The 19,969-nt window shown below is 67.6% G+C and carries 20 protein-coding genes; 15 read left to right on the top strand and 5 right to left on the bottom strand.

Features of this window, described 5'->3' with window-relative positions; all coding sequences use genetic code 11:
- The first annotated feature begins 20 nt into the window (after positions 1–20).
- On the top strand, positions 21–1,388 hold the full coding sequence (locus OSB52_RS16880) for a glucose-6-phosphate dehydrogenase (RefSeq protein ID WP_266062810.1): 1,368 nt from the start codon (positions 21–23) through the stop codon (positions 1,386–1,388).
- 71 nt (positions 1,389–1,459) lie between these two features.
- Here the strand turns inward: OSB52_RS16880 and OSB52_RS16875 are convergent, their stop codons facing one another.
- Positions 1,460–3,058, bottom strand: a complete 1,599-nt coding sequence (locus OSB52_RS16875) for a hypothetical protein (RefSeq protein ID WP_266062809.1) — start codon at positions 3,056–3,058, stop codon at positions 1,460–1,462.
- 367 nt (positions 3,059–3,425) lie between these two features.
- Here OSB52_RS16875 and OSB52_RS16870 point away from each other — a divergent pair, with 367 nt between their 5' ends.
- The gene (locus tag OSB52_RS16870) at positions 3,426–4,826 is read left to right on the top strand and encodes an MFS transporter (RefSeq protein WP_266062808.1); all 1,401 of its coding nucleotides are present in this window, start codon (positions 3,426–3,428) and stop codon (positions 4,824–4,826) included.
- A 22-nt stretch (positions 4,827–4,848) separates the two neighbouring features.
- Here OSB52_RS16870 and OSB52_RS16865 read toward each other — a convergent pair whose 3' ends face one another.
- Positions 4,849–6,513 (bottom strand): PucR family transcriptional regulator, encoded by a 1,665-nt coding sequence (locus OSB52_RS16865; RefSeq protein ID WP_266062807.1) that lies wholly within the window; start codon positions 6,511–6,513, stop codon positions 4,849–4,851.
- Between the two features lie 227 nt (positions 6,514–6,740).
- Between OSB52_RS16865 and OSB52_RS16860 the strand changes: the two genes are divergently transcribed.
- The 13 genes from OSB52_RS16860 to OSB52_RS16800 all read left to right on the top strand — a co-directional run bounded on the left by OSB52_RS16860 (position 6,741) and on the right by OSB52_RS16800 (position 17,651).
- A complete protein-coding gene (locus tag OSB52_RS16860) occupies positions 6,741–7,190 on the top strand; it encodes a GlcG/HbpS family heme-binding protein (RefSeq protein ID WP_266062806.1) in 450 nt (149 codons plus the stop codon).
- Positions 7,191–7,373: 183 nt separating this feature from the next.
- Positions 7,374–8,093, top strand: a complete 720-nt coding sequence (locus OSB52_RS16855; protein WP_266062805.1) for an iron-containing redox enzyme family protein — start codon at positions 7,374–7,376, stop codon at positions 8,091–8,093.
- A gap of 71 nt (positions 8,094–8,164) precedes the next feature.
- Positions 8,165–8,539 (top strand): Rieske (2Fe-2S) protein, encoded by a 375-nt coding sequence (locus OSB52_RS16850; RefSeq protein ID WP_266062804.1) that lies wholly within the window; start codon positions 8,165–8,167, stop codon positions 8,537–8,539.
- Positions 8,536–9,759: an NAD(P)/FAD-dependent oxidoreductase gene (locus OSB52_RS16845; protein ID WP_266062803.1), complete on the top strand. Its 1,224-nt coding sequence runs from the start codon at positions 8,536–8,538 to the stop codon at positions 9,757–9,759. The genes OSB52_RS16850 and OSB52_RS16845 overlap by 4 nt, the downstream gene beginning before the upstream one ends.
- A 1-nt stretch (position 9,760) precedes the next feature.
- Complete coding sequence (locus tag OSB52_RS16840) at positions 9,761–11,218, top strand: aldehyde dehydrogenase family protein (RefSeq protein ID WP_277615220.1); 1,458 nt, start codon at positions 9,761–9,763, stop codon at positions 11,216–11,218.
- Positions 11,219–11,246: 28 nt separating this feature from the next.
- Positions 11,247–11,603, top strand: coding sequence for a Rieske (2Fe-2S) protein (locus tag OSB52_RS16835; protein ID WP_235721935.1), 357 nt, complete (start codon positions 11,247–11,249; stop codon positions 11,601–11,603).
- Positions 11,600–13,201: a gamma-glutamyltransferase family protein gene (locus OSB52_RS16830; protein WP_266062802.1), complete on the top strand. Its 1,602-nt coding sequence runs from the start codon at positions 11,600–11,602 to the stop codon at positions 13,199–13,201. Before OSB52_RS16835 ends, OSB52_RS16830 begins: the two co-directional genes overlap by 4 nt.
- Positions 13,188–13,625 carry a RidA family protein gene (locus OSB52_RS16825; protein ID WP_266062801.1) on the top strand — a complete coding sequence of 146 codons (438 nt, stop codon included), beginning with the start codon at positions 13,188–13,190 and terminating at the stop codon, positions 13,623–13,625. The genes OSB52_RS16830 and OSB52_RS16825 overlap by 14 nt, the downstream gene beginning before the upstream one ends.
- Positions 13,622–14,320, top strand: coding sequence for a YoaK family protein (locus tag OSB52_RS16820; RefSeq protein WP_266062800.1), 699 nt, complete (start codon positions 13,622–13,624; stop codon positions 14,318–14,320). Before OSB52_RS16825 ends, OSB52_RS16820 begins: the two co-directional genes overlap by 4 nt.
- A 54-nt stretch (positions 14,321–14,374) precedes the next feature.
- Entirely contained in the window at positions 14,375–14,998 is a 624-nt protein-coding gene (locus tag OSB52_RS16815) for a VOC family protein (RefSeq protein WP_266062799.1), read from the top strand.
- Positions 14,999–15,080: 82 nt separating this feature from the next.
- Positions 15,081–15,443, top strand: coding sequence for a nuclear transport factor 2 family protein (locus OSB52_RS16810; protein WP_266062798.1), 363 nt, complete (start codon positions 15,081–15,083; stop codon positions 15,441–15,443).
- Between the two features lie 115 nt (positions 15,444–15,558).
- Positions 15,559–16,101 carry a hypothetical protein gene (locus tag OSB52_RS16805; protein WP_266062797.1) on the top strand — a complete coding sequence of 181 codons (543 nt, stop codon included), beginning with the start codon at positions 15,559–15,561 and terminating at the stop codon, positions 16,099–16,101.
- Positions 16,102–16,169: 68 nt separating this feature from the next.
- On the top strand, positions 16,170–17,651 hold the full coding sequence (locus OSB52_RS16800; protein WP_266062796.1) for an MFS transporter: 1,482 nt from the start codon (positions 16,170–16,172) through the stop codon (positions 17,649–17,651).
- A gap of 24 nt (positions 17,652–17,675) precedes the next feature.
- On the opposite strand, the gene OSB52_RS16795 is transcribed toward OSB52_RS16800, so the two are convergent.
- The 3 genes from OSB52_RS16795 to OSB52_RS16785 all read right to left on the bottom strand — a co-directional run bounded on the left by OSB52_RS16795 (position 17,676) and on the right by OSB52_RS16785 (position 19,593).
- Positions 17,676–18,152 carry an SRPBCC family protein gene (locus tag OSB52_RS16795; RefSeq protein WP_266062795.1) on the bottom strand — a complete coding sequence of 159 codons (477 nt, stop codon included), beginning with the start codon at positions 18,150–18,152 and terminating at the stop codon, positions 17,676–17,678.
- Between the two features lie 5 nt (positions 18,153–18,157).
- A complete protein-coding gene (locus OSB52_RS16790) occupies positions 18,158–18,778 on the bottom strand; it encodes a dihydrofolate reductase family protein (RefSeq protein ID WP_266062794.1) in 621 nt (206 codons plus the stop codon).
- Positions 18,779–18,867: 89 nt separating this feature from the next.
- Positions 18,868–19,593 (bottom strand): cutinase family protein, encoded by a 726-nt coding sequence (locus OSB52_RS16785; RefSeq protein WP_266062793.1) that lies wholly within the window; start codon positions 19,591–19,593, stop codon positions 18,868–18,870.
- Positions 19,594–19,969: the final 376 nt, after the last annotated feature.

The raw sequence follows: 19,969 nt of genomic DNA, 5'->3' as shown, positions 1-19,969 counted from the left end.
CTGGAGGGTTACCGTCGGGTATGGCGACCACAACGTTGTTCATCTTCGGTGCGATGGGGGACCTGACCTCACGCCTGCTGCTACCGGCCCTCGCCCAACTCCTCGCCCTCGAACCCGACCGCTCGGTGCGGTTGGTGGGAGTGGGCCGGCGCGACGTGTCCGACGATGAGTGGCGCGAGCGCGTGTCGGCCGCCTTCGGCGATGACGTGGCTTCCGCGACGCGGCAGGTCGCCGACCAGACCACGTTTCTCCAGGCCGATGTCGGCACGGCCGATGGCATGCGGACAGTCCTCGATCAGGCGGGCGACGGTCGTTCGGTGCTGTACTTCGCGGTGCCGCCGTCGGTGGCGCAGCAGTCGTGTGACGCCATGGCCGAACTCGACGATCTCCCCGACGGCCTGATGCTCGCCCTGGAAAAACCGTTCGGCACCGATGACGACAGTGCACGGGATTTCAATGCCAAACTCGCCCGGCTCGTGCCGGAGAACCAGGTGTTCCGCGTCGATCACTTCCTCGGCCAGTCCATCCTGCTCGACCTGTTCGGCATCCGGTTCGCCAACCGCGTGTTCGAACCGGTGTGGTCGGCCGAGCACATCGAGTCGGTGGTGATCCGCTACGACGAGACCTTGGGGCTGGAGGGGCGAGCCGGCTACTACGACAAGGCCGGCGCATTGGTCGACATGATGCAGAGTCATCTGCTGGAGCTGCTGGCAGTGGTCGCGATGGACCCGCCGGCGTCGTTGAACGAACGCGATCTGCGGGACGCGACCGGGGCGGCACTGCGCGCCACCCGTGTCATGGACGGCGACCCCGTCCGATCATCGCGTCGCGCGCGCTACACCTCGGGTCAGGTCGACGGCAAACACCTTCCGTCCTATGTGGACGAGGATGGCGTCGACCCGACCCGGGACACCGAGACGTTGGCGGAGGCGACCTTCGAGGTGAACACCGCCCGCTGGGCAGGGGTCCCGTTCACCTTGCGGTCGGGGAAGGCTCTCGAGCCTGCCGTGAAGGAGATCGCTCTGCACTTCCGTCCGGTACGTCACCTGCCGCAGCAGTTCAGCGGGGACGTGGCACCCAATGTGCTCCGCCTGACTTTCGGTCCCGACGCGATGTCGTTGCGGCTCAACGTACATGACGGCACCGACCCGTTCGATCTGGCGGCCACCGAGCTCGGCGCGGATCTGGGCGAGGGCTCCATCCGCGCCTATGCCGAGGTGCTCTCGGGCATCCTCGACGGCGACGCCACCCTCGCCGTCCGGGGCGACGCGGCCGAACAGTGCTGGCGCATCGTCGGTCCCATCATCGACGCCTGGCAGGCCGATCGCGTACCGCTCGAGGAATACCCCGCCGGTTCGGCGGGGCCGGAGGGATGGCCTTCGGTGTGACCTGAAAGCACCGAACCCCGTCCGGCGCAACGACTTGCGCGCACGAACGGGGTTGCGACGAGGCGATGGCGCTACAGCAGGTAGACCGCCACGATGGTGGAGATCACCAGACCCGAGACCACCGGGACGAAGCACTTGCGCGCCAACGTGAGTACCGGCACCCGGGCGAATCCCGCGACCGCCACCAGCGAGGACCACGCCACCAGCGTGCCGCCACCGGACCAGATGTTGCCCATCTGGCCGATCGCGGCCAGCGTGGCCGGGTCCATGTCGACGCCGGGTTCCAGCGCGCCTGCCAACGCACCGGTCAGTGGCAGACCCGAGAAACCCGAGCCGTCGAGACCGGCGACGATACCGACCAGCAGGACGCCGAGTCCGGTGAGGATCGGGATGTTCGGCAGGTGTGACTGGGCGGAGCTGACCAGGTCGAAGAGGAAGGCCGGGCCGGTCACGTCTTCGGGCAGCCCCAAGATCTGGCTGGAGAAGTCGGAGTTGCCGATGAGGAAGAAGCCTGCGATCGGCAACACGATGCCCATGGCCTTGAACGCGAACACCAGGCCGTCGACCAGGTGATCGGCGGTCGTCTCCAGGAAGTTGCGCGGTTCGTGCGCCGCACAGACGGCGAACAGCATCAGGGCAGCGATCCCGCCGACCATCGCGGCTGCCTCACCGCCTTCGAGCGCGGGGACGACGCCGGCCTTACCGAGGATCAGGAAGACGATGAAGGCCAGGTAGGCCAACGGAACGAGCGCCGCGAACAATTTGGCGGTACGCGTTGCCCGAGGTTCGGCTCCCGGATCGTTCGGCTCCGGGCGGTCGATCACGGCGGTACCCGCCGAACCCGAACCGCTGCCGGCATCTGATCCACTGCCGCTGTTGCCGGTTCCGGCCGCGACCGAGCCGCCGGCCCCCGTACCGGAACGCCCCGCCGACCCGTCGGTCTCGGCGACCTCGAGTTCGGCCTCCACATCGGCGGCCCCGCGGTCGGCCTCGGCTTCCCATTCGCGCAGCAACTCCGCCGACGGTGCGCGCCACGTGCGACGCTGCATCACCCAGGTGATCACCACGGCGACGAACCCCACCACCAGCGACAGGACGAGTGCCTTGTCGGCGACGGCGTCGGTGTCCACACCGGCGGCGGTCGCGGAGATGCCCGGGGCAACCTTCATCACATAGTCCGACGACAGTGCCATCCCCTGTCCGGCGATTGCCACCACCATGCCGACCGAGATCGGTGACAGACCCGCCCGAATCGCGACCGGAATCAACACCGCGCCCACCAGGGGCACCGCGGGCGTCGGCCAGAAGAACAGCGAGATGAGGTAGGTGACCACCAGAAGAACGATGAAACTTGCTGTGGCACCACGCATCACGTGCCGGAACGGGGCGATCATCAGTCGATCGGCGCCCATCTGGCGCAGTGCGCCGAGCATCGCGGTCACCATCGCGATGATGAGGAAGATGTTGAACAGTTCCTTGGCCGCGACAAGGCTCGCGTTGAAGATCGACGCGATCGCGGTGACGATGCTGTTGGAGAAGGCGAAAGCGGTGAGGAACGTGGCGATCACGGCAGGGACGACGATGTTCTTGCGCATCACCATCGTCGCGATGACGACGAGTATGCCGGCCAGGTAAATCCAGTGGGCGGCGGTGAGATTGATGGGCTGCACGTTGAATCCTTAGCGGGAGATGAACGAAAGGGGCTGTGCTGGTGAAGACCCTCCTCCCGCCGTCATCGGCGGTCAATCGATACGATGCACACCTCCGGTCGGTGTTCGCTGTGCACGATGCCGTCGAACGACAGTCTCACGATCGGTTGTGTCACGCCGGTAAATCGTCGGATACCTCAGTGTTTCGTCACGTCCGCAGATCCTGGTGATGCTGACCAGTCGGCTGTGCAGGTTGTCCTCATCGGACGTGGCATCGTGTGCACTCTGACATGCGCACGAGGTGCCGACCGCTCCATTCGGATGGAAAAATTCTCGGTACCCACGGCGGTTGGTCGCGGGCGGATCGCGATGACCGGTAGGAGTGCAGATGGTGGAGCGCCGTGACGACGAGCAGGCGCGCGGAGACGATGCAGGCACCCCACTGGCCCTTGCCGCGTTGCTCACCGGCACGCTCGTCGGCACGGTCAGCAACAACGTCGTCAACGTCCCGCTCACCGACATCCTCGACGACTTCGACGCACCGTTGGGACGTGGAGTGCTCGTCGTCGTCGGGTTCCTGCTGACCTTCGCCGCCACCATGCCGCTGGCCGGCTACATCGCCGACCGGTATGGCCGACGACGCGTGTACTGTGCGGCCCTGGTGGGCACGGCGGTGTGTTCGGCCGGTGCGGCCACCGCGCCGACGCTGGAGGTGCTGATTGCCTGGCGCGCACTCGGGGGGCTCGCGGCGGCGGTGTTCGCGCCGGCGGTGATGGGACTGATCGCCTGGCTCTTCGGTCCGCGACGTCGGGCGCGCGCGGTGGGGGCGTGGGCCAGTGTGAACGGCATCGGCCAGGCCGTGGGGCCATCGCTGGGTGGGCTGATGGCCGACGCCTGGGGGTGGCGTTGGGTGTTCGTCCCGCTGATCCCGTGCGCGTTGATCGGACTGATACTGACGCTACGCAGCGTGCCCCGATATCCGGCGCGGGTGATGCGGTTGGACAAGTTCGGCGCCGCCACCTTGACCCTCGGTTCGGCGCTGCTGATCCTGGCGGTCACATTGGTGGGGTCCGGCGGTGTGCCACTGTGGATTTCCGGTGTGCTGGCGCTGGGGGCGGCGGTGCTGCTGACGGTGTGCGTGGTGCATTGTCGCCGCGTGCCCGTGCCCTTCCTCGATGTCGGCGACATCGTCGAACCGCGGTTCGTGCGGAGCGCGCTGGCCGCCTTCGCGCAGATGTTCGCGTTGGGTGCGACGCTGCTGGTCATCCCGCTCTATGTGGTGGGTGACGGCGGTAGCACCAGCGTCGCCGGGGCACTGCTGTTCGCGCTGCCGGCGACGATGGCGATCCTTGCGCCGATCGTCGGCACCATCTCCGACCGTCTCGGCGCGCGCCGGGTGCTGCGCACCGGACTGGTGGTGTTGTGTGCTTCGCAGATCGCGCTGGGGGTGGTCATCGTCGCCGACGCCGGATTCATCTGGCTGGTAGCAGTTCTCATAGTCGGTGGAGCGGGGATCGCGTTGGTGCAGACGCCTGCGGCCGCAGGTTCGACACGCTCGGCCGCCGGGGCACGCGGCACCGGGCTGGGCCTGTTCAATCTGATGCGATTCGGCGGGTCCGCGCTCGGTGCGGCGTGGGTGGCCGTCGCCTTGGCCCACGGTGGTCACGCCGTCCTGTTCGCGGTCACCGCCGCGATCGCCGCCGGTGGCTTCGCCGCCTCGTTCCTCGGTCGCACCCCCACCCCGGATGCGCCCGCCCCGGACGATCACCTCGAGCCGGCGGCCCGCTGACCGCAGGAACGGTCGCGGTCAGCTAGACGAAGTTGACCTCTCGGGCCACCGAGACGCCGAGATTGTCGAGCAGTTCGAGCCGAACGGCCAGCCACACGGTGAACTGATTCTCCGGCTCCCGGATGTCGAGTCCGATGGTCCGGGATATCCGGTCGAGCTTGGACAGCATGGTGTTGCGGTGCATGTTCAGCACGCGCGCAGCGGCATTCACGTTGCCACCCTGCTCCAGGTAGGCGAGCAGCGTGGCATGCAGTTCCGTGCCGAGCCGGATGGGGCCGAGCACGTCGGCCACGAGTTGGCGGCTCCGGTCGGTGTCGGCGATCTGCTCGAGCACGCCGTAGGACCGCAGATCGCGATACGCGACCGCACCCTGCAGGTGCATCCGCGAGGCGATTCCCAGGGCCACACGGGCCTCGCGATAACTGTCGCGGATCTGCGATGCGCCGACGGCGACGGCGCCGTAGGCGACCGGGGATCGCACGTCGTGACCGCGGGCGGTCAGTTCCTCGGCCATGGCCTGGGCGTAATCGGCCACCTCGATGTCCACCTCTGACGGTGCCGTGGACCGGACGGTCCGCACCACCACGAGCACGTCGCCGAGCACGGTCACATATGACCGCACGTCGCGGTGGGGCAGCAGGCTGGCCGCAAACCGCGCCAGACGCAGCAACCGGCTGCTGCCGCGGGGATTTTCGTCGGAGTCCGGTGCGCGACTGTCGTCGCGGGTGATGAACACCGCGAACGTCGCGTCCAGGTCGATGTCGTGATAGCCGGCGCGCGTGCGCATCTCGAGGTCGGACGCGAACCCGCCGTGCACCAACGCCTGCACGAAATCGCCCCGCGCACGTTCCTCGGCTTCCTCGACGCTGCGTTGACGCAACATCTCCGAGCCGATGATCGCGGTGGCCTGCTCGGCCACCACGGCGTGCTGAGCGAGGTCATGTTCCCCGGGGCGTTCGCCACGGCGCAGGATCGCCACCCACCCCTCGAAGTACTTGCCGAGCAGGATCGGACTGGCCGTACATGTCCACCGCACACCGTCGGCCGTGAGGTCGGCAACGACAGCGGTGTGGTGGTTGTCGGGAGCGTCTCCACGCTCGAGGAGTGTCGTGCGTACCGCGGCGAGCACCGCCTCGGCGCAGTCTGCCGGGATGGCGTGGTCGGCGACGGGTTGGCAGTGCGAGTCGAGGGCGACGGCGGGGGAATGCGACAACGCCGACACCTCCCGTAGCAGTAGTGGCATCCCGGCGCCGCGATGCAGCATGCCCGCCAGCGACTGATGCACATGTGTCGCATAGCGCATCACGTGCACCTCCTGGGTGAGGGCACGTTCGGCGAGCAGTCGATTCAGCGGCCCGAAGCCGATGGGAAATCCCATCTCCACCACGACGAGGCCGGTGGGAAACGAGTCGGCGGTCATCGTGGACGGCAGCGGCCCGTCGACGATGACCGCCGGGGCGCCGCGCGCCAACAGGGAGCCGAGACTCGACGGCTTGGCGGCCAGCGACTCCGGCCGGGAATAGACGACGGTTGCGGTGAGATCGTCGTAGCGGCTCATGACCTCGGTGAACGGTAGCGCCCAGGTCACCGGGGTGTCGGTGGCGGCAGTGCCCGCCACCACACGGGCGCCCTCCATCAACGGTTCGTCGAGGAGGCCGGCGAGAGTCAATCGGGGATGCGGTTCCATCGGCCTGCTTCCTGTCGTCCTGCGTTCGGCACTGGTCCTCGTTCGGTGTCGGTCCTATTGTGGATTACCAGGGCACTTCGCACCGCTCTATGTGCAGATTGGCCTATAAGACCACGATCCTCAGGTCACTGTGACCCTCACGCTTCGTGGCTCTGTCCGGTTACATGTCGAGTACGCCATTCCGGCGGCAATCCTCCCCGAGAAGCCTCACAGGAAAGACGACAGCCATGCATCGAATCTTGCGGATCACCCTCGACGACGCGCTCCCGGTCCTCGCGGCCGGCCGCGCCAAAGCCGAGGAGATCGGCGTCCGGCAAACCCTCTGCGTGTGCGACGACGGCGGCAATCTGATCGCGCTGCACCGACTTCCGGGGGCGCGGCTCACCGGTGTGGAGATCTCGATCGCCAAAGCGTTCACCGCGGCCGGCCACGAACGCGCCACCCACCTGTTCAACGAGCCGCCCAACGGTCCGGCCCTGCCGGGCAACGAGGCCTTCGGCATCAGCCACATGCTGCCCGGCAAGTTCGCCACCTTCGTCGGTGGGTTCCCGCTGGTGGTCGACGGGCAGATCGTCGGCGGCGTCGGGATCAGCGGCGGCAACGGTGAACAGGACAAGGCTGTCGGTGCTGCGATGCTCGCCGAATTCGACGCCGTCGTGGCTGCGGCAGCGCACTGACCGTGCACTCTGGCCACCTTCGGGCTCATCGTCGGGTCATTGTGACCGTGGAGCGCTCGCGCCGACGTACCTAGCCTGAAGTTGGTCGAAACAGCCTGGTTCATTTCGGTTTTCGACAGTCCTACTCGCAGCGTTGCGAGATCTCGGCCGATCCCCGGCCACCAGTCCATGAAGGGAATACCCATGACGACTCTGCTCGGGCGCGATGAGTTCCGCGCCGCTCTCGAAGACGCCATCAAGGGCCGCGAGGCGAAGAACGCCTCGTTCAGCAAGGCCTGGGCCGAGGGCAAACTCGAGAAGAAGCACTTCGCGCGGTGGGCGGAGAACCACTTCCACTACGTGGGCCCGTTCGCCGATTACCTCGCCAACATCTACGCCAACACCCCCGACGAGTTCACCGATGCCAAGGATTTCACCTTGCAGAACATGTACGAGGAGGAGCTCGCCGACATCCGGCACACCGATCTGCTCATCAAGTTCGGTGAGGCCTGTGGCACCACCAAGGAGCGAATCGAGAACCCCGACAACATGAATGCGATCACCCGCGGTCTGCAGTCGTGGTGCTACGCGGTGTCGCAACGTGAACACTTCGTGGTCGCCACCGCAGCGCTGGTGGTGGGACTCGAATCGCAGGTGCCCAGCATCTACAAAAAGCAGATCATCCCGCTGCGTGAGGTGTACGGCTTCACCGAGGACGAGATCGAGTTCTTCGATCTGCACATCACCTCCGATGTGGTGCACGGCGAGCGTGGCTACCAGATCGTGCTCGACTGCGCCGATACGCCTGCGCTGCAGCAGCGTTGCCTGAAGCTGGTGCAGTGGGGTGCGGAGATGCGGTTCTCCTACACCAAGGGTCTCTACGACACCTACGTCGCCGACGACCTGGAGCTGGCCGCAGTGTGACCCGATCATCCGTGGGAGACGTCGCCTGCGGTGTCTCCCACGGGTACGGCGATTTGACGAAAGTGAGTGACATGGCCAGCGAACCCATTGCGCCGTCCGGTGGCGACACGTGGCGGCCGGCGGCCACCATCAAGGAACTGGGTCGGCGACGCAAACTCCGCGTCGAGATCGACGACACCGCGATCGCCCTCTTCGCTGCCGGCGATCGCATCTACGCCTTCGCCGATCTGTGTGTGCACCAGGACCGTTCGCTGGTCAAGGGCACCATCCTGCACGGCCGGGTGATCTGTCCCGGCCACCAATGGCAATTCGACCTGGAGAGCGGTTACGAAGCCGACCAGGATCTCTGCCAACCAACCTACGACGTACGTCTCGACGGCGACACCATCTATGTGAACCTGGCTGCGCGCGCTGCGGCCGCCGGCGACCAGAGGAAGATCTCATGACGATTCAGAGTGTGACCGTCGTCGGCGGCGGACAGGTGGCCGCGGTTCTCGCCCGCACCCTGCGCCGACGCGGGTTCGACGGTTCGATCACCATTCTCGGTGACGAGCGACATCTGCCGTATCAGCGACCGCCGCTGTCCAAGGAATTCCTCGCCGGCGACGGCGCACTCGAACCGCTTGCACTGCTGGCGCCGAAGTGGCTGGCGAACAACGACATCGACATCCGCACCAGCGCACACGTCACGAGTCTCGACGCCGGCGGGCGGACGCTGACCCTCGCCGATGGTTCGTCGATGAGTGCCGACGCCATCGTGCTGGCCACCGGTGGCCGACCGCGGCGGCTTGCCGGGATCGCCGACTCGGCACGTATCCATCATCTGCGCACCGTCGACGACGCGGAGCGCCTGCGCGCAACACTGGGCGCCGGCAGTCGGATCGCGGTTGTCGGAGGTGGCTTCATCGGCCTCGAGATCGCGGCCACCGCCACCGGTCTCGGAGCGCAGGTGACCGTTGTCGAACAGGAACAGACCATCCTGGAGCGACGACTCGGCCCGCAGATGGCGCGCTACTGTGCCGACCTCCACCGCAGCAACGGTGTCCGATTCCACTGTGGCGTGGGTATCTCCGACGTCGATGCCGGAGCGAACGGGGTGCGCCTGGTCTTGACCGACGGCACCGTGATCGACGTCGACGACGTTATCGTCGGTGTTGGGATCGAACCGAATGTCGAACTCGCCGTCGATGCGGGCCTTGCCGTCGGCAACGGCATCCTCGTCGACTCGGTCGGCCGCACCGATGCGCCGGGTGTCTATGCGGCCGGCGATGTGGCGGCCCGCTTCTCCGATGCCGCCGGCCGGCACGTGCGAGTCGAACATTTCGACAACGCCAACCGGCAGGCCGCCGCGGTGGCCCGCGCCATCCTGGGCGACCAGGTTGTCGAGGACGGACCACACTGGTTGTGGTCGGATCAGTACGACCGCAACCTGCAGTTCGCCGGGAACACGAGCACTGCAGAGGAGATCGTCGTGCGCGGTGACATGGCCGACCACGAGTTCACCGCGTTCTACCTCACCGGCGGGCAACTCAGTGGCGCGTTCGCCGTCGACCGCGGCGAGGACATCATGGCTGCGCGGGAACTCATCGGCCGTAGTGTCGATGCCACCGCGCTGACCGACGAGGACGTCGACCTCTGGGAACTCGGCGAGGAGATGGTGAGCTGAGATGACGAACATCGAGATCACGACCGGATCAAATCTGGTTGACGGCCAATGGGTGCCCTCGGCATCGGGAGCCACGTTCCGCAGCGTCGACCCCGCGCACCCGACCGAAGTGCTCGGCGTCTTTCCGGACTCGACCGCACAGGATGTGGCGGCCGCGGTCGACGCCCTGGAGAAGGCCGCACCCGAGTGGGCCGCGACGCCGCCGGAACGACGCGCCCGCATCCTCGAACGCGCTGCGGATGCCCTCGAGGCCCGAGCAGACCAGTTGATCACCGAACTGATTCGTGAAGAAGGCAAATCGCGGGCCGAAGCGACCACCGAGGTCAGCCGCACCCCGATGAACCTGCGCTTCTACGCCGCCGAGGCGTTGCGTTCGGGTGGCTCGACTTATCCCGCGGCGGGACAGACCATGGTGTACACCGTGCGCGAACCCGTGGGCATCGTCGGCGCCATCACCCCGTGGAACTTTCCCCTCAACATCCCGTCCCGCAAGCTGGGTCCGGCACTCGCGGCCGGAAATGTGGTGCTGTTCAAACCATCCGAGGTCACCCCGCTGATGGGACAGCGTCTGGTGGAGGCATTACTGGCCGGCGGATTACCGCCGACGGCGATCGCGCTGGTTCAGGGCGGCGGTGGCGCCGGAGCGGCCGTCGCCGCCGACGACCGGGTGACCGCGGTGACCTTCACCGGTTCCACGGACGTGGGCGCGGCGATTCACGCCGGCGTCGGACCGCAACGCCGGGTACAGCTGGAGATGGGTGGCAAGAACCCGACCGTGGTGCTCGGCGACGCCGACCTCGACTTCGCCGCGACCACCATCGTGAAGGGTGCCTTCGGCCTGTCCGGGCAGGCGTGCACCGGAACGAGCCGGGTGGTGGTGGTCGACGAGATCCACGACGCCCTGGTGAAAGCGGTGGTGGCGAAGGCCTCGGCGCTACGCCTCGGACCCGGCATCGACGACGGCGCCACGATGGGTCCACTTGCCAGCGCGGCGCAGCTGGCCAAGTACCGCGAGTACGTGTCGATCGGTGTCGCCGAAGGCGCACTGCGACATGATGTCGACATCCCGGTCCCGGAGTCCGACGGCTACTTCGCCGCCCCAGTGGTGTTCACCGACACCACCCCGGACATGCGGATCGTGCGCGAGGAGATCTTCGGGCCCGTCCTCGCCTTCCAGCGGGCGCGGGACGTCGACGACGCCCTGCGCATCGCCAACGACACCCGCTTCGGCATGAGTGCCGCGGTCATCACTGCCGACCTCGGCCGGGCGATGGCGTTCGCCGCGGCGTCGAAAACCGGACTGGTCAAGGTGAACCAACCGACCACCGGGATGGCGATGAACGCCCCGTTCGGCGGCTACAAGGCGTCGAGCACGCAGACCTTCAAAGAGCAGGCCGGATCTTCGATGATGCAGTTCTATCAGGCCGAGAAGACCATCTATCTGACCCCGGCCGGCTGACGCCGACGGCACGACACGGAGTATCACCATGGATTTCAGAAGAGTCGCCCGATCGGGTCAGGTGCCCGAGGGAATCGTCCGCCGGTTCTACGCCGACGACTACGAGTTCGCCATCTCACGCCTCGACGGCACGGCGTATGCCACCTCGAACTACTGCTCGCATCTGGATTGCCTGCTCTCGTCGGGCAAACTGGTGCAGGACGGCATCGGATGCTCTTGCCACGGCAGCGCGTTCGATCTGGCGACGGGTGAGCCGATCTGCCCGCCGGCGACCGAGCCCATCAAGACCTACCCGTGCGAAGAACGCGACGGCGAGATCTTCGTCGGTATCGACCCCGCCGAACCCCCGGAGGGACCGCGACGTCGCAAGGCCCGGCAGGCATGATCGACGGGCAGGGCAGACCACCGACCATCGCGACGCGCGGCATGGTCGCCACCAGCCATCCGCTCGCCAGCGCGGCCGGGTTGGAGGTGCTGGCCTCGGGCGGCAATGCCATCGACGCGGCGCTTGCCGCGGCGGCGACCACCTGGCTGACCCTGCCAGGGCAATGTGGCATCGGCGGTGACGCGTTCGCTGTGGTGCGCGAACCCGACGGCCGGGTGTGGACGGTCAACGGCAGCGGCTACGGACCCGACGGCGGCACTCCGGAGTTCTATCGCGCGCAGGGTCTCGAGGCCATCCCGCTCGACGGTGCGCTGGCTGTGGCCGTGCCGGGTGCGCCGGCCGCCCTGGCCGCCCTGCATGCGGGTGGGGCGTCGCGGCCGCTGCCGGAGTTGTGGGCGGGGCCGGCCCGTATCGCCGAGCGGGGCATCCCGTGTTCGGCGAAGACCCGCGATGATGTCGCCGACGCGATCGACGCCATCGGTGCCGATCCGCTGACCCGTGCGGTGTTCACCGACGGCGGGCGGGTACCGATCGTCGGGCAGCGGCGTCCGCAACCCGAGTTGGCCCAGACGATCCGTTTGCTGGCCGACGATCCGCAGTCGATGTACACCGGCGAGCTGGCGCAGCGCTGCGTCGACGCCCTTATCGCTGCGGGCGCCCCGTTCTCCGGCGACGAGTGGTGCGCCGGTGGGGATGTCGAGCCCGAGGACGCGATCACCCTGCGCTACGCCGGGACCGTCATTCATCAGACTCCGTCGCCGTCGGCGGGGTGGATGGTGTTGCACCAGGCTGCGTTGCTCGGCGACGACCTCGGTCTGGTGCCGTGGCTCAGCGTCGACGCGGTCGACCGGATGGTGCATGCCGCGCGGGTCGCATTCGAAGACCGATTCGCCCTGTGCGGCAGTGACAACGGCGGGATCGCGCAGATCCTCGACCCCGCCCGCCTGGCCGAGCAACGGATGCAGCTCGCCGACGACCCGGTCACCGAGCGCGAGTTCGCAGTGACCGGCGGCGACACCACCTCTCTGGTCGTGGTGGACGACGAGGGACGGTCGGTGAGCTTCATCCACTCACTTGCGTTCACCTTCGGGGCGAAATTCAGTGTGCCGGGTACCGGCATCGTTCTGAACAACCGGCTCGGTCGAGGGGCCTATCTCATCGACGGACACCCCAACGAAGTGGCCCCGCGGCGCAAACCGTTGCACACGCTCAACGCCTGGGTGGCCACCGACGACGACGGCGGCCTGGTGTCGGTGGGCAATACCCCCGGCGGCGACGGGCAGGTGCAGTGGAATATGCAGGTGCTCTCGCATCTGCTCGACCACGGTCTCGACCCGCAGGAAGCGGTGGCGGCGCCGCGGTTCACGGTGTTCCCCGGCTCGGATGCGGACGTTGTCGGGGCGCAGCCGCGGCTGCGTGTCGAGGACACGATGCCCGAGGGCACGCGCGCGGCGCTGGCCGAGCGCGGCCACGACGTACGGGTGCATCCGGCCGGCGCCATCGGCGGCAGTGCCCAGGTGATCACGGTCGACCCCGGCGGGTTCCTGCTCGGCGGCAGTGACCCTCGACAGGAAGGTGTGGCACTTGGTCTCGAATGAGACTGTCGCGGTACCGGTTCCACGCGGAAATTACATCCCGGCGACCCGCACGGGAAACACGATCCGTACCGCCGGGATGACCCCGCGCCGCTCTGGTGAACTCGTCGTGGTGGGCCGCGTCGGTGACCGGGTGGACCTGGACCGGGCCCGGGAGGCGGCCGCGCTCGCGGTCACCAATGCGCTCGCCGCGGCGAGCACCATGCTCGAGCCACACGAATACCTCCGTTGCGCGGAGATGACCGTCTACATCGCCTGTGCCGCAGACTTCACCCGGCTGTCGGCCGTCGCCGACGGGGCCTCCGACGTGCTGGCCGCGCATCCAGATCGGCCGGGCCTCCCGGCGCGCAGTGCCGTCGGGGTGTACGCCTTGCCCGACGCTGCTCCGGTCGAGGTCGCACTGATCGCCGAGGCGGTCACCCGATGACGACGACCACCGTGAGCCCGACGGAGTCGGTGAGGCGCCGCGACGACGCGTCGCTGCACCTGGGGCTGATGGTGGCGCTGACCTTTGTCACCGGCATCGTCGACGCCGGCGGTTACCTCGGGCTCGACAAGGTGTTCGTCGGCAACATGACCGGCAACGTCGTGATTCTTGGCATGGGTGCCGCCGGTGCCGACGGCCTGCCCGTATTGGGGCCCGTCCTGGCCCTGGTCGCGTTCGTCGTCGGTGCCGGCCTGGGCGGACTCGTGTTGCGCGGGCATGGGAGCGGATGGAGCACTCGGGTCACCGTGATGCTGTTGGCGTCGTATGCGATGGTCGCGGCCAGTGCGGGTGTCGTCGGTGTCGTAACGCTGACGGAGACAACGCAGATCACCGCGGCGGTGTTGACCGCGGCCGCGATGGGTGTGCAGGCCGCGGTGGCGCGCAAGGTGGGGGTGGCCGAGATGACCACCGTCGTCGTCACATCGACGATCACCGTGTGGGCCATCGAATTCTGGTCGCGACCGGGCTGGCGCACGTTGGCGAACCGGCGTCTGCTGGCGATCGGCGCCATCTTTCTCGGTGCTCTGGTCGGGGCGTTCCTGCTGACGATCGGGCCACTGTGGCCGGTCTTCGTCGTCGCCGCCGCTGTGGGGGTGAGCGCCACCGTCGTTGGGCATGTCCGATCGCAGCACTGATCGGTCAGGAATCGAGAAGCCGAGGTGCCCTCGGGCGGCCTAGCGTCATCGCCTATGACATCCATCGACGCACTCACCCTCGACGTTCCCGACACTGCAGCCGCGAAGGCGTTCTACGACAACGCCTTCGGCATCGTCGACCGCCTCCGGTTCCGCACCTCCGACAGTCCTTCCAGCGGCTTCCGCGGCTATGTGCTGTCGCTGGTGGTGCCCGATCCTGCCGTGGTCGACTCCCTCATCGGCCCCGCGATCGACGCCGGAGCCACCGTGATCAAGCCAGCCAAGAAGTCGTTCTGGGGCTACGGCGGTGTGGTGGCCGCACCCGACGGGGCGTTGTGGAAAGTCGCCTCCTCGAGCAAGAAGGAGACCGGCGCGCCCGCGCGACAGATCGACGACATCGTGCTGCTCATCGGTGCCGCCGACGTCGCTGCGAGCAAGAAGTTCTATGTCGACCACGGGCTGACCGTTGCGAAGAGTTTCGGCCGCAAGTATGTCGAGTTCGCCGGCGGCGCCGACGCCATCACCCTCGCCCTCTACGGGCGCAAGGCAGCCGCCAAGGACGCCGGTGTCGATCCCGCCGGTAGTGGCGCCCACCGTCTCCAGATCACCAGTGATGCAGGCGCGTTCACCGATCCCGATGGTTTCGTCTGGCAGGTGCATGCCGACGTCGCGGGCTGACATTCGCCCATCCCCGATCGTCGACCTTCTGTTGGTGCGGGCCGTCGGCGTAACCTGGGAGCGAACAGCCCAGGAGCAGCACATGGCACTTCCCGATCTCTATCGCCGCTGGATCGACCAATTGTGGAACGGCCCGTCCGACGCCGACGACCTCGCCGAGATCGCCCACGGCCTGGTGTCGGCGGGCTTCGTCGGGCACTGGCCGGGCCACGATGTACACGGCCCGACCGAACTCGCCGCGGTCGTCGCCGAGTCCAAGGAGATGTTCACCGCGATCGAGTTCACCATCGAGGTGCCCCCGGTGACCGACGGCGTGTACGTCGCCGCCCGGTGGATCGGGGCGGGGATGCGCGACGGTCAGCGACACCGCTTCCTGGGCAACGACATCCTGCGTGCACGTGACGGCCGGTTCGTCGAGTACTGGGTGGCGACGGTGCAGGCATAGCCCGGGTATGGCCGCAACTGGGTCGGTCGTCCCGATTCTCGCGAAAACGCCTCGCGTCTGGAGTGGCACCACTACGGTGCGGCTACAGGGGGAAACATCTGACCCAGGAGTCTCGATGCGTCGCAATGTCCTCGTCCGTAACGTCCTCGTGCGCAGTGCACTCGCGGTGGTGGCCGTGTTCACCCTGGCCTTCTCGGCCACCGCCGTCGCCCACGCTCAACCACTCCGACCAGGCACGACGCCAGTGGTGGGCCTCGCCGACGGCGTCGGCTACTCCATTGATGTGAGCGGTCGAACCATCAGCTACACGGTCACCGACGTCCCGCGCATCAGCCGACTGGCTCCGGGCTTCTGCACCTCGGCGGTGATCGACGCGGTCAAGGCGGCGCCGATCATCGGTCCCGACATCATCGCCCTGGTGCAGGGGCAATCGGTGAACGTGGTCGCCCTCCTGGCGGCGCTGCGCGATGCCGACGCGATCACCGCCACCCACCTGGGGCGGTTCGCCAATGGTGACGGCGTCGTCACCGGCACCTTCGAGGACATCCCCGACGGACTGTATGCCGTGATGAGCGTCTGCAACCTGGACCCGGACCTCTACGGTCTGACCGGTGCATTCGTGCTGGGTGACGGCCTGGATTACGGGTCATCGGCCTAGTGCTCCGCGTCGGTGACACCCACTCCTACCGGGATGTCGCGACGTAGACTCGCCGACGTGGGCAGATCATGACCGCGTCCGAGCCCGTCCGGGCGACACTCTCCGGTGTCGCTGCGTCATCTCCAGAGGGCCGATGGCTGATCGGGGCAGCCGTGCTCGGTTCGGGTGTCGCATTCCTGGACAGCACCGTGGTCAATGTGGCGCTACCCGCCGTCGCCCGTGACCTCGACACCGGGCTCACCGGACAGCAGTGGGTGCTCGACGGCTACCTGCTGACACTGAGCGCGTTGCTGCTGGCGGGTGGTGTGGCCGGTGATCGATACGGTCGTCGCCGCGTCTTCGTGCTCGGGCTCGGTGTTTTCGCGATCGCATCGATGGCCTGTGGCCTGGCCCCCACCGAAGGGGTGCTGATCGCCGCCCGCATCCTGCAGGGCCTCGGCGCGGCTGCGGTGGTGCCGGGCAGCCTCGCCCTGATCGACGCCGAGATCTCCGAGTCCGATCGCGGTCGCGCCATCGGACTGTGGGCGGGGATGTCCGGTGCGACAAGCGCGCTGGGTCCGTTCGTAGGTGGATGGCTGGTGGATACCGCATCTTGGCGGTGGGTGTTCTTCCTCAGCGTTCCGCTCGCTCTCGGCGCGATGGCGATCGCGCTGCGACATGTCGCCGAGTCGCGCGACGCGCGGATGGTCGGTCGCCTCGACATCGGTGGGGCAGTGGCGGTGACGCTGGGTTTGTCCGGCGTGATCTATGCCCTGATCGAAGGCCCGACGCGTGGGTGGGGGCCGCTCATCATCGGCTCGGCAGTCCTCGGCGCAGCCGCGCTGATCGCCTTCGTTGCCATCGAACAGCGTGCGCAGTCGCCGTTGCTGCCACTGGGACTGTTTCGATCCTGGCAGTTCGCCGGTGCCAACCTCACCACCCTCATGGTCTACGCAGCGCTCGGGGGTGCGCTGTTCCTGCTGGCGTTGCAGCTGCAGCAGAGCCTGGGCTATTCGGCGCTCGAGGCCGGCGTGGCGACGGTTCCGGCCACGGTCATAATGCTGTTCGGTTCGCCGTGGTCGGGCAAGTTGGCCCAGGTCACCGGTCCGCGGCTGCCGATGACGGTGGGACCGTGCATCGCCGCGGTCGGGTTGGCGTTGATGGCGCGCATCGTCCCCGGAGCCGGCTATGTGAGTGCGGTGTTGCCCGCGGTGATCTTGTTCGGGCTCGGCATGACGGTGACCGTCGCGCCGCTGACCGCGGTGGCGCTCGGTGCGGTGGAGCCCGGCCGGGCCGGCACCGCGTCCGGTGTCAACAACGCCGTGGCGCGGGTCGCCGGTTTGCTGGCCGTGGCCGTGCTCCCGGTGGTCGCCGGGCTCGATGCCGGCCCGGGCGCGCCGCTCGGCCCGGGCTTTTCGACCGCGATGTTGATCGCTGCCGGGTGCTGCGCACTGGGCGGCCTGATCGCGGCCATCAGTATCCGCACCGCAGCCGGGTTCACCCCGCACGTGCAACCCGCGGTCAACCACGGTTGCCAGCAACCCGAATCTCACCGCAGCTCGGTTCGATGACCATGCGCACGGCGCAGACTCCGGTCAGAGGACGGCCAGCTCGGCGAGATGTCGTAGCGAGTTGGCCAGATGGTCCGGCCCGAACGGCGGGAACTGCAGGTACTCCCGGATCCGGTCGGGCACCGCCGACCAGTCGTAGGTGAGTGTCACCGCGGTGCGGCGCGGCCCGATGACGGCGAGATCGTAGCGCCAGATCCAGCCGCCGAACTCCAGCGTGCCGTCACTGTTCTCGGTGCCGGGAGTCCACGCGATGGTGCGCGGCGGGTCGAACTCCCGCAGCTGATTGGCCACCTGGTAGTCGCCGTCGGGGTGATTGCGGTGAAACATCGACATCCGGAACACCTGTCCCGCGTGGTCGAGGGGAGAACGATCGACGGATGCCTGCACCCAGCCGGTGCCGTCGATGGCGGCATGCGTCCCGGGGTCGCACAGCACCGCGAAAACACGGTCGGCCGCCGCCGCAACAATGAGCGTGGCGCTGGTCGTGTCGTCGGTGGGCATCGCGGTCACCTGGCGCCGGTTGCGGTGACGTCGTAGGTGAGATGGGTGGCCGTCGACGTCGCGATCACGCTCTGCTGTTCCAGACCGCACGGCGCAGAGGTGAACAGCGGTGTCCCCGATCCCAGCACCACCGGCGCGAGATGCAGCGACAGCACGTCGACCAGCCCTGCCGCCAGGGCAGAACCGATGAGCGCACCGCCACCCATGAGCACCACGTCGAGATCGTTGTCGCTCGCCGCGGCCTCCACTCGATCGCGTGCGACGGCGACGGCATCGGATGGTCCGGTGGTGACGAACGTCCAGTCGAGGTGGGTGAGTCGGATGTCGGTCGGGGGCGTACTGGTCACCACGACGAATGGTGGGGTGGCGGCTTCGGTCGCGCCGTAGCCGACAGTGTCGTCCCAGCCGCCCGGTCCGTCGACCACATCGAACAGATTCCGGCCCATCACCACCGCACCCGAGCGCGAGGTCGCCGTCTGCAGGATGCGCTGATCCTCGGGATCGTCGGAGAATGCCCATGTGTGCAGGGCGTCGCCGCCGGTGCCCAACCCGTTCTGCGGCCCCGGGTCGGGGCCGGTCACGAAGCCGTCGACCGACATCGAGATGTCCGCGATGATTCGGGTCATGTTGATGCAGACCGAGCGGCGCCGCGTAAATCATCGCCGCCCCGGCGACCTGGTCGGTCGGCGGGGTGGCGATGGCGCGTTCGGTTGGGTCAGAGGTGCGCCTTCACATAGTTGGCGGCGTCGAGGGTCATCCCGTTGACCGAGTACAGCACGTGCAGACCGTTGGGCTGGCCGACCGGCGACCCGTCGCAGATGTTGTCACCGGGTATGCAATAGGTCTTGGTCTTGGCCCGGTACTCGCTGTCGACCTGGATGGCCGGCGAGCCGATGTCACGCAGGAAGCGGTCCGACGGCGGCGCGAACAGGATCACCGAGGAGACGTTGTCGGCGACGTCGGCCGGCAGCGGCGGCGGCACCTGGTTGCGGTACTGGCGGTACTCGTTCGGGACGTCGATGCCGGTCGCCGTGGTGAACCCGGCGACGGCCGCGCCCTGCGAGTAACCGCCGAGCACGATCTTCGTGTCCGGGCACGTGGCGGCAAGATACTTTATGCGCGTCTGCGCCGACCGCACGCCCACGGCCACCGAGTTCGCGATGGCGAGGCGATTGTTGAACTGGTCGCTGGCGGGATAGTTCACGCCATAGCTGCTGACCGTCTTGCCGGGCAGCTGCGAGCGCACCGCCTCGGAGAACGACAGCCCGGTCAATCCCATCGGCGGCGCCGGTTCGATAGTGCCGCGCGCGAAGATCACCTCCACGTCGGCGCAGGACGCGGCGCCGGCCGGGGCATTCGAGAACACAAGTCCGCCGCTCAGTGTCGTGGCCAGGCAGGCCATCGACACCGCGGCGCGGCGGGCGAAGGTTGAGATGGTCATAGACGCACTCCTCGGGTGAGACAGCAGAACGGACCCATACGTGCTCCATTCGTCTGGGACTGAGCGGCGGATGGGTCGTTGTGATGTCGAATGTAATCGGCGCCACACGAACTTGTAGGATCTCATCCTCTTTGTCAGTCGCGAACTGGGGTTTCTCATGATCTTGTCACCTGTGGGTTCTCACTAACTTGTCAGAATCCTCAGGCCAGCACTGCTCCCCGGCCGGCGCGTCATAGTTCGAGGTTGCAGTGCTGAAGCGGCGGGTTGCTAGGAGACCGCTACGCGACGTGAACTGCGGCTTGTGAATGGTCGAACCGTCCGACCGGCTGAACAAGGGCGATCGAACGCCGGCCGGTGTCGTGGCGATGTTCCCGGA

Origin of the sequence: Gordonia aquimaris, from assembly GCF_026262595.1 — a bacterium.
GTDB classification, from domain to species: Bacteria; Actinomycetota; Actinomycetes; order Mycobacteriales; family Mycobacteriaceae; genus Gordonia; species Gordonia tangerina.
Note: the sequence above shows the minus strand (reverse complement) of the source record. Positions and strands in the feature narration are given on the sequence as shown.

Coding starts and splice junctions, on each gene's coding strand:
- OSB52_RS16880 (WP_266062810.1), top strand. CDS start 21: ATGGCGACCACAACGTTGTTCATCTTCGGTGCGATGGGGGACCTGACC.
- OSB52_RS16870 (WP_266062808.1), top strand. CDS start 3,426: ATGGTGGAGCGCCGTGACGACGAGCAGGCGCGCGGAGACGATGCAGGC.
- OSB52_RS16865 (WP_266062807.1), bottom strand. CDS start 6,513: ATGGAACCGCATCCCCGATTGACTCTCGCCGGCCTCCTCGACGAACCG.
- OSB52_RS16860 (WP_266062806.1), top strand. CDS start 6,741: ATGCATCGAATCTTGCGGATCACCCTCGACGACGCGCTCCCGGTCCTC.
- OSB52_RS16855 (WP_266062805.1), top strand. CDS start 7,374: ATGACGACTCTGCTCGGGCGCGATGAGTTCCGCGCCGCTCTCGAAGAC.
- OSB52_RS16850 (WP_266062804.1), top strand. CDS start 8,165: ATGGCCAGCGAACCCATTGCGCCGTCCGGTGGCGACACGTGGCGGCCG.
- OSB52_RS16845 (WP_266062803.1), top strand. CDS start 8,536: ATGACGATTCAGAGTGTGACCGTCGTCGGCGGCGGACAGGTGGCCGCG.
- OSB52_RS16840 (WP_277615220.1), top strand. CDS start 9,761: ATGACGAACATCGAGATCACGACCGGATCAAATCTGGTTGACGGCCAA.
- OSB52_RS16835 (WP_235721935.1), top strand. CDS start 11,247: ATGGATTTCAGAAGAGTCGCCCGATCGGGTCAGGTGCCCGAGGGAATC.
- OSB52_RS16830 (WP_266062802.1), top strand. CDS start 11,600: ATGATCGACGGGCAGGGCAGACCACCGACCATCGCGACGCGCGGCATG.
- OSB52_RS16820 (WP_266062800.1), top strand. CDS start 13,622: ATGACGACGACCACCGTGAGCCCGACGGAGTCGGTGAGGCGCCGCGAC.
- OSB52_RS16815 (WP_266062799.1), top strand. CDS start 14,375: ATGACATCCATCGACGCACTCACCCTCGACGTTCCCGACACTGCAGCC.
- OSB52_RS16810 (WP_266062798.1), top strand. CDS start 15,081: ATGGCACTTCCCGATCTCTATCGCCGCTGGATCGACCAATTGTGGAAC.
- OSB52_RS16805 (WP_266062797.1), top strand. CDS start 15,559: ATGCGTCGCAATGTCCTCGTCCGTAACGTCCTCGTGCGCAGTGCACTC.
- OSB52_RS16800 (WP_266062796.1), top strand. CDS start 16,170: ATGACCGCGTCCGAGCCCGTCCGGGCGACACTCTCCGGTGTCGCTGCG.
- OSB52_RS16795 (WP_266062795.1), bottom strand. CDS start 18,152: ATGCCCACCGACGACACGACCAGCGCCACGCTCATTGTTGCGGCGGCG.
- OSB52_RS16790 (WP_266062794.1), bottom strand. CDS start 18,778: ATGACCCGAATCATCGCGGACATCTCGATGTCGGTCGACGGCTTCGTG.
- OSB52_RS16785 (WP_266062793.1), bottom strand. CDS start 19,593: ATGACCATCTCAACCTTCGCCCGCCGCGCCGCGGTGTCGATGGCCTGC.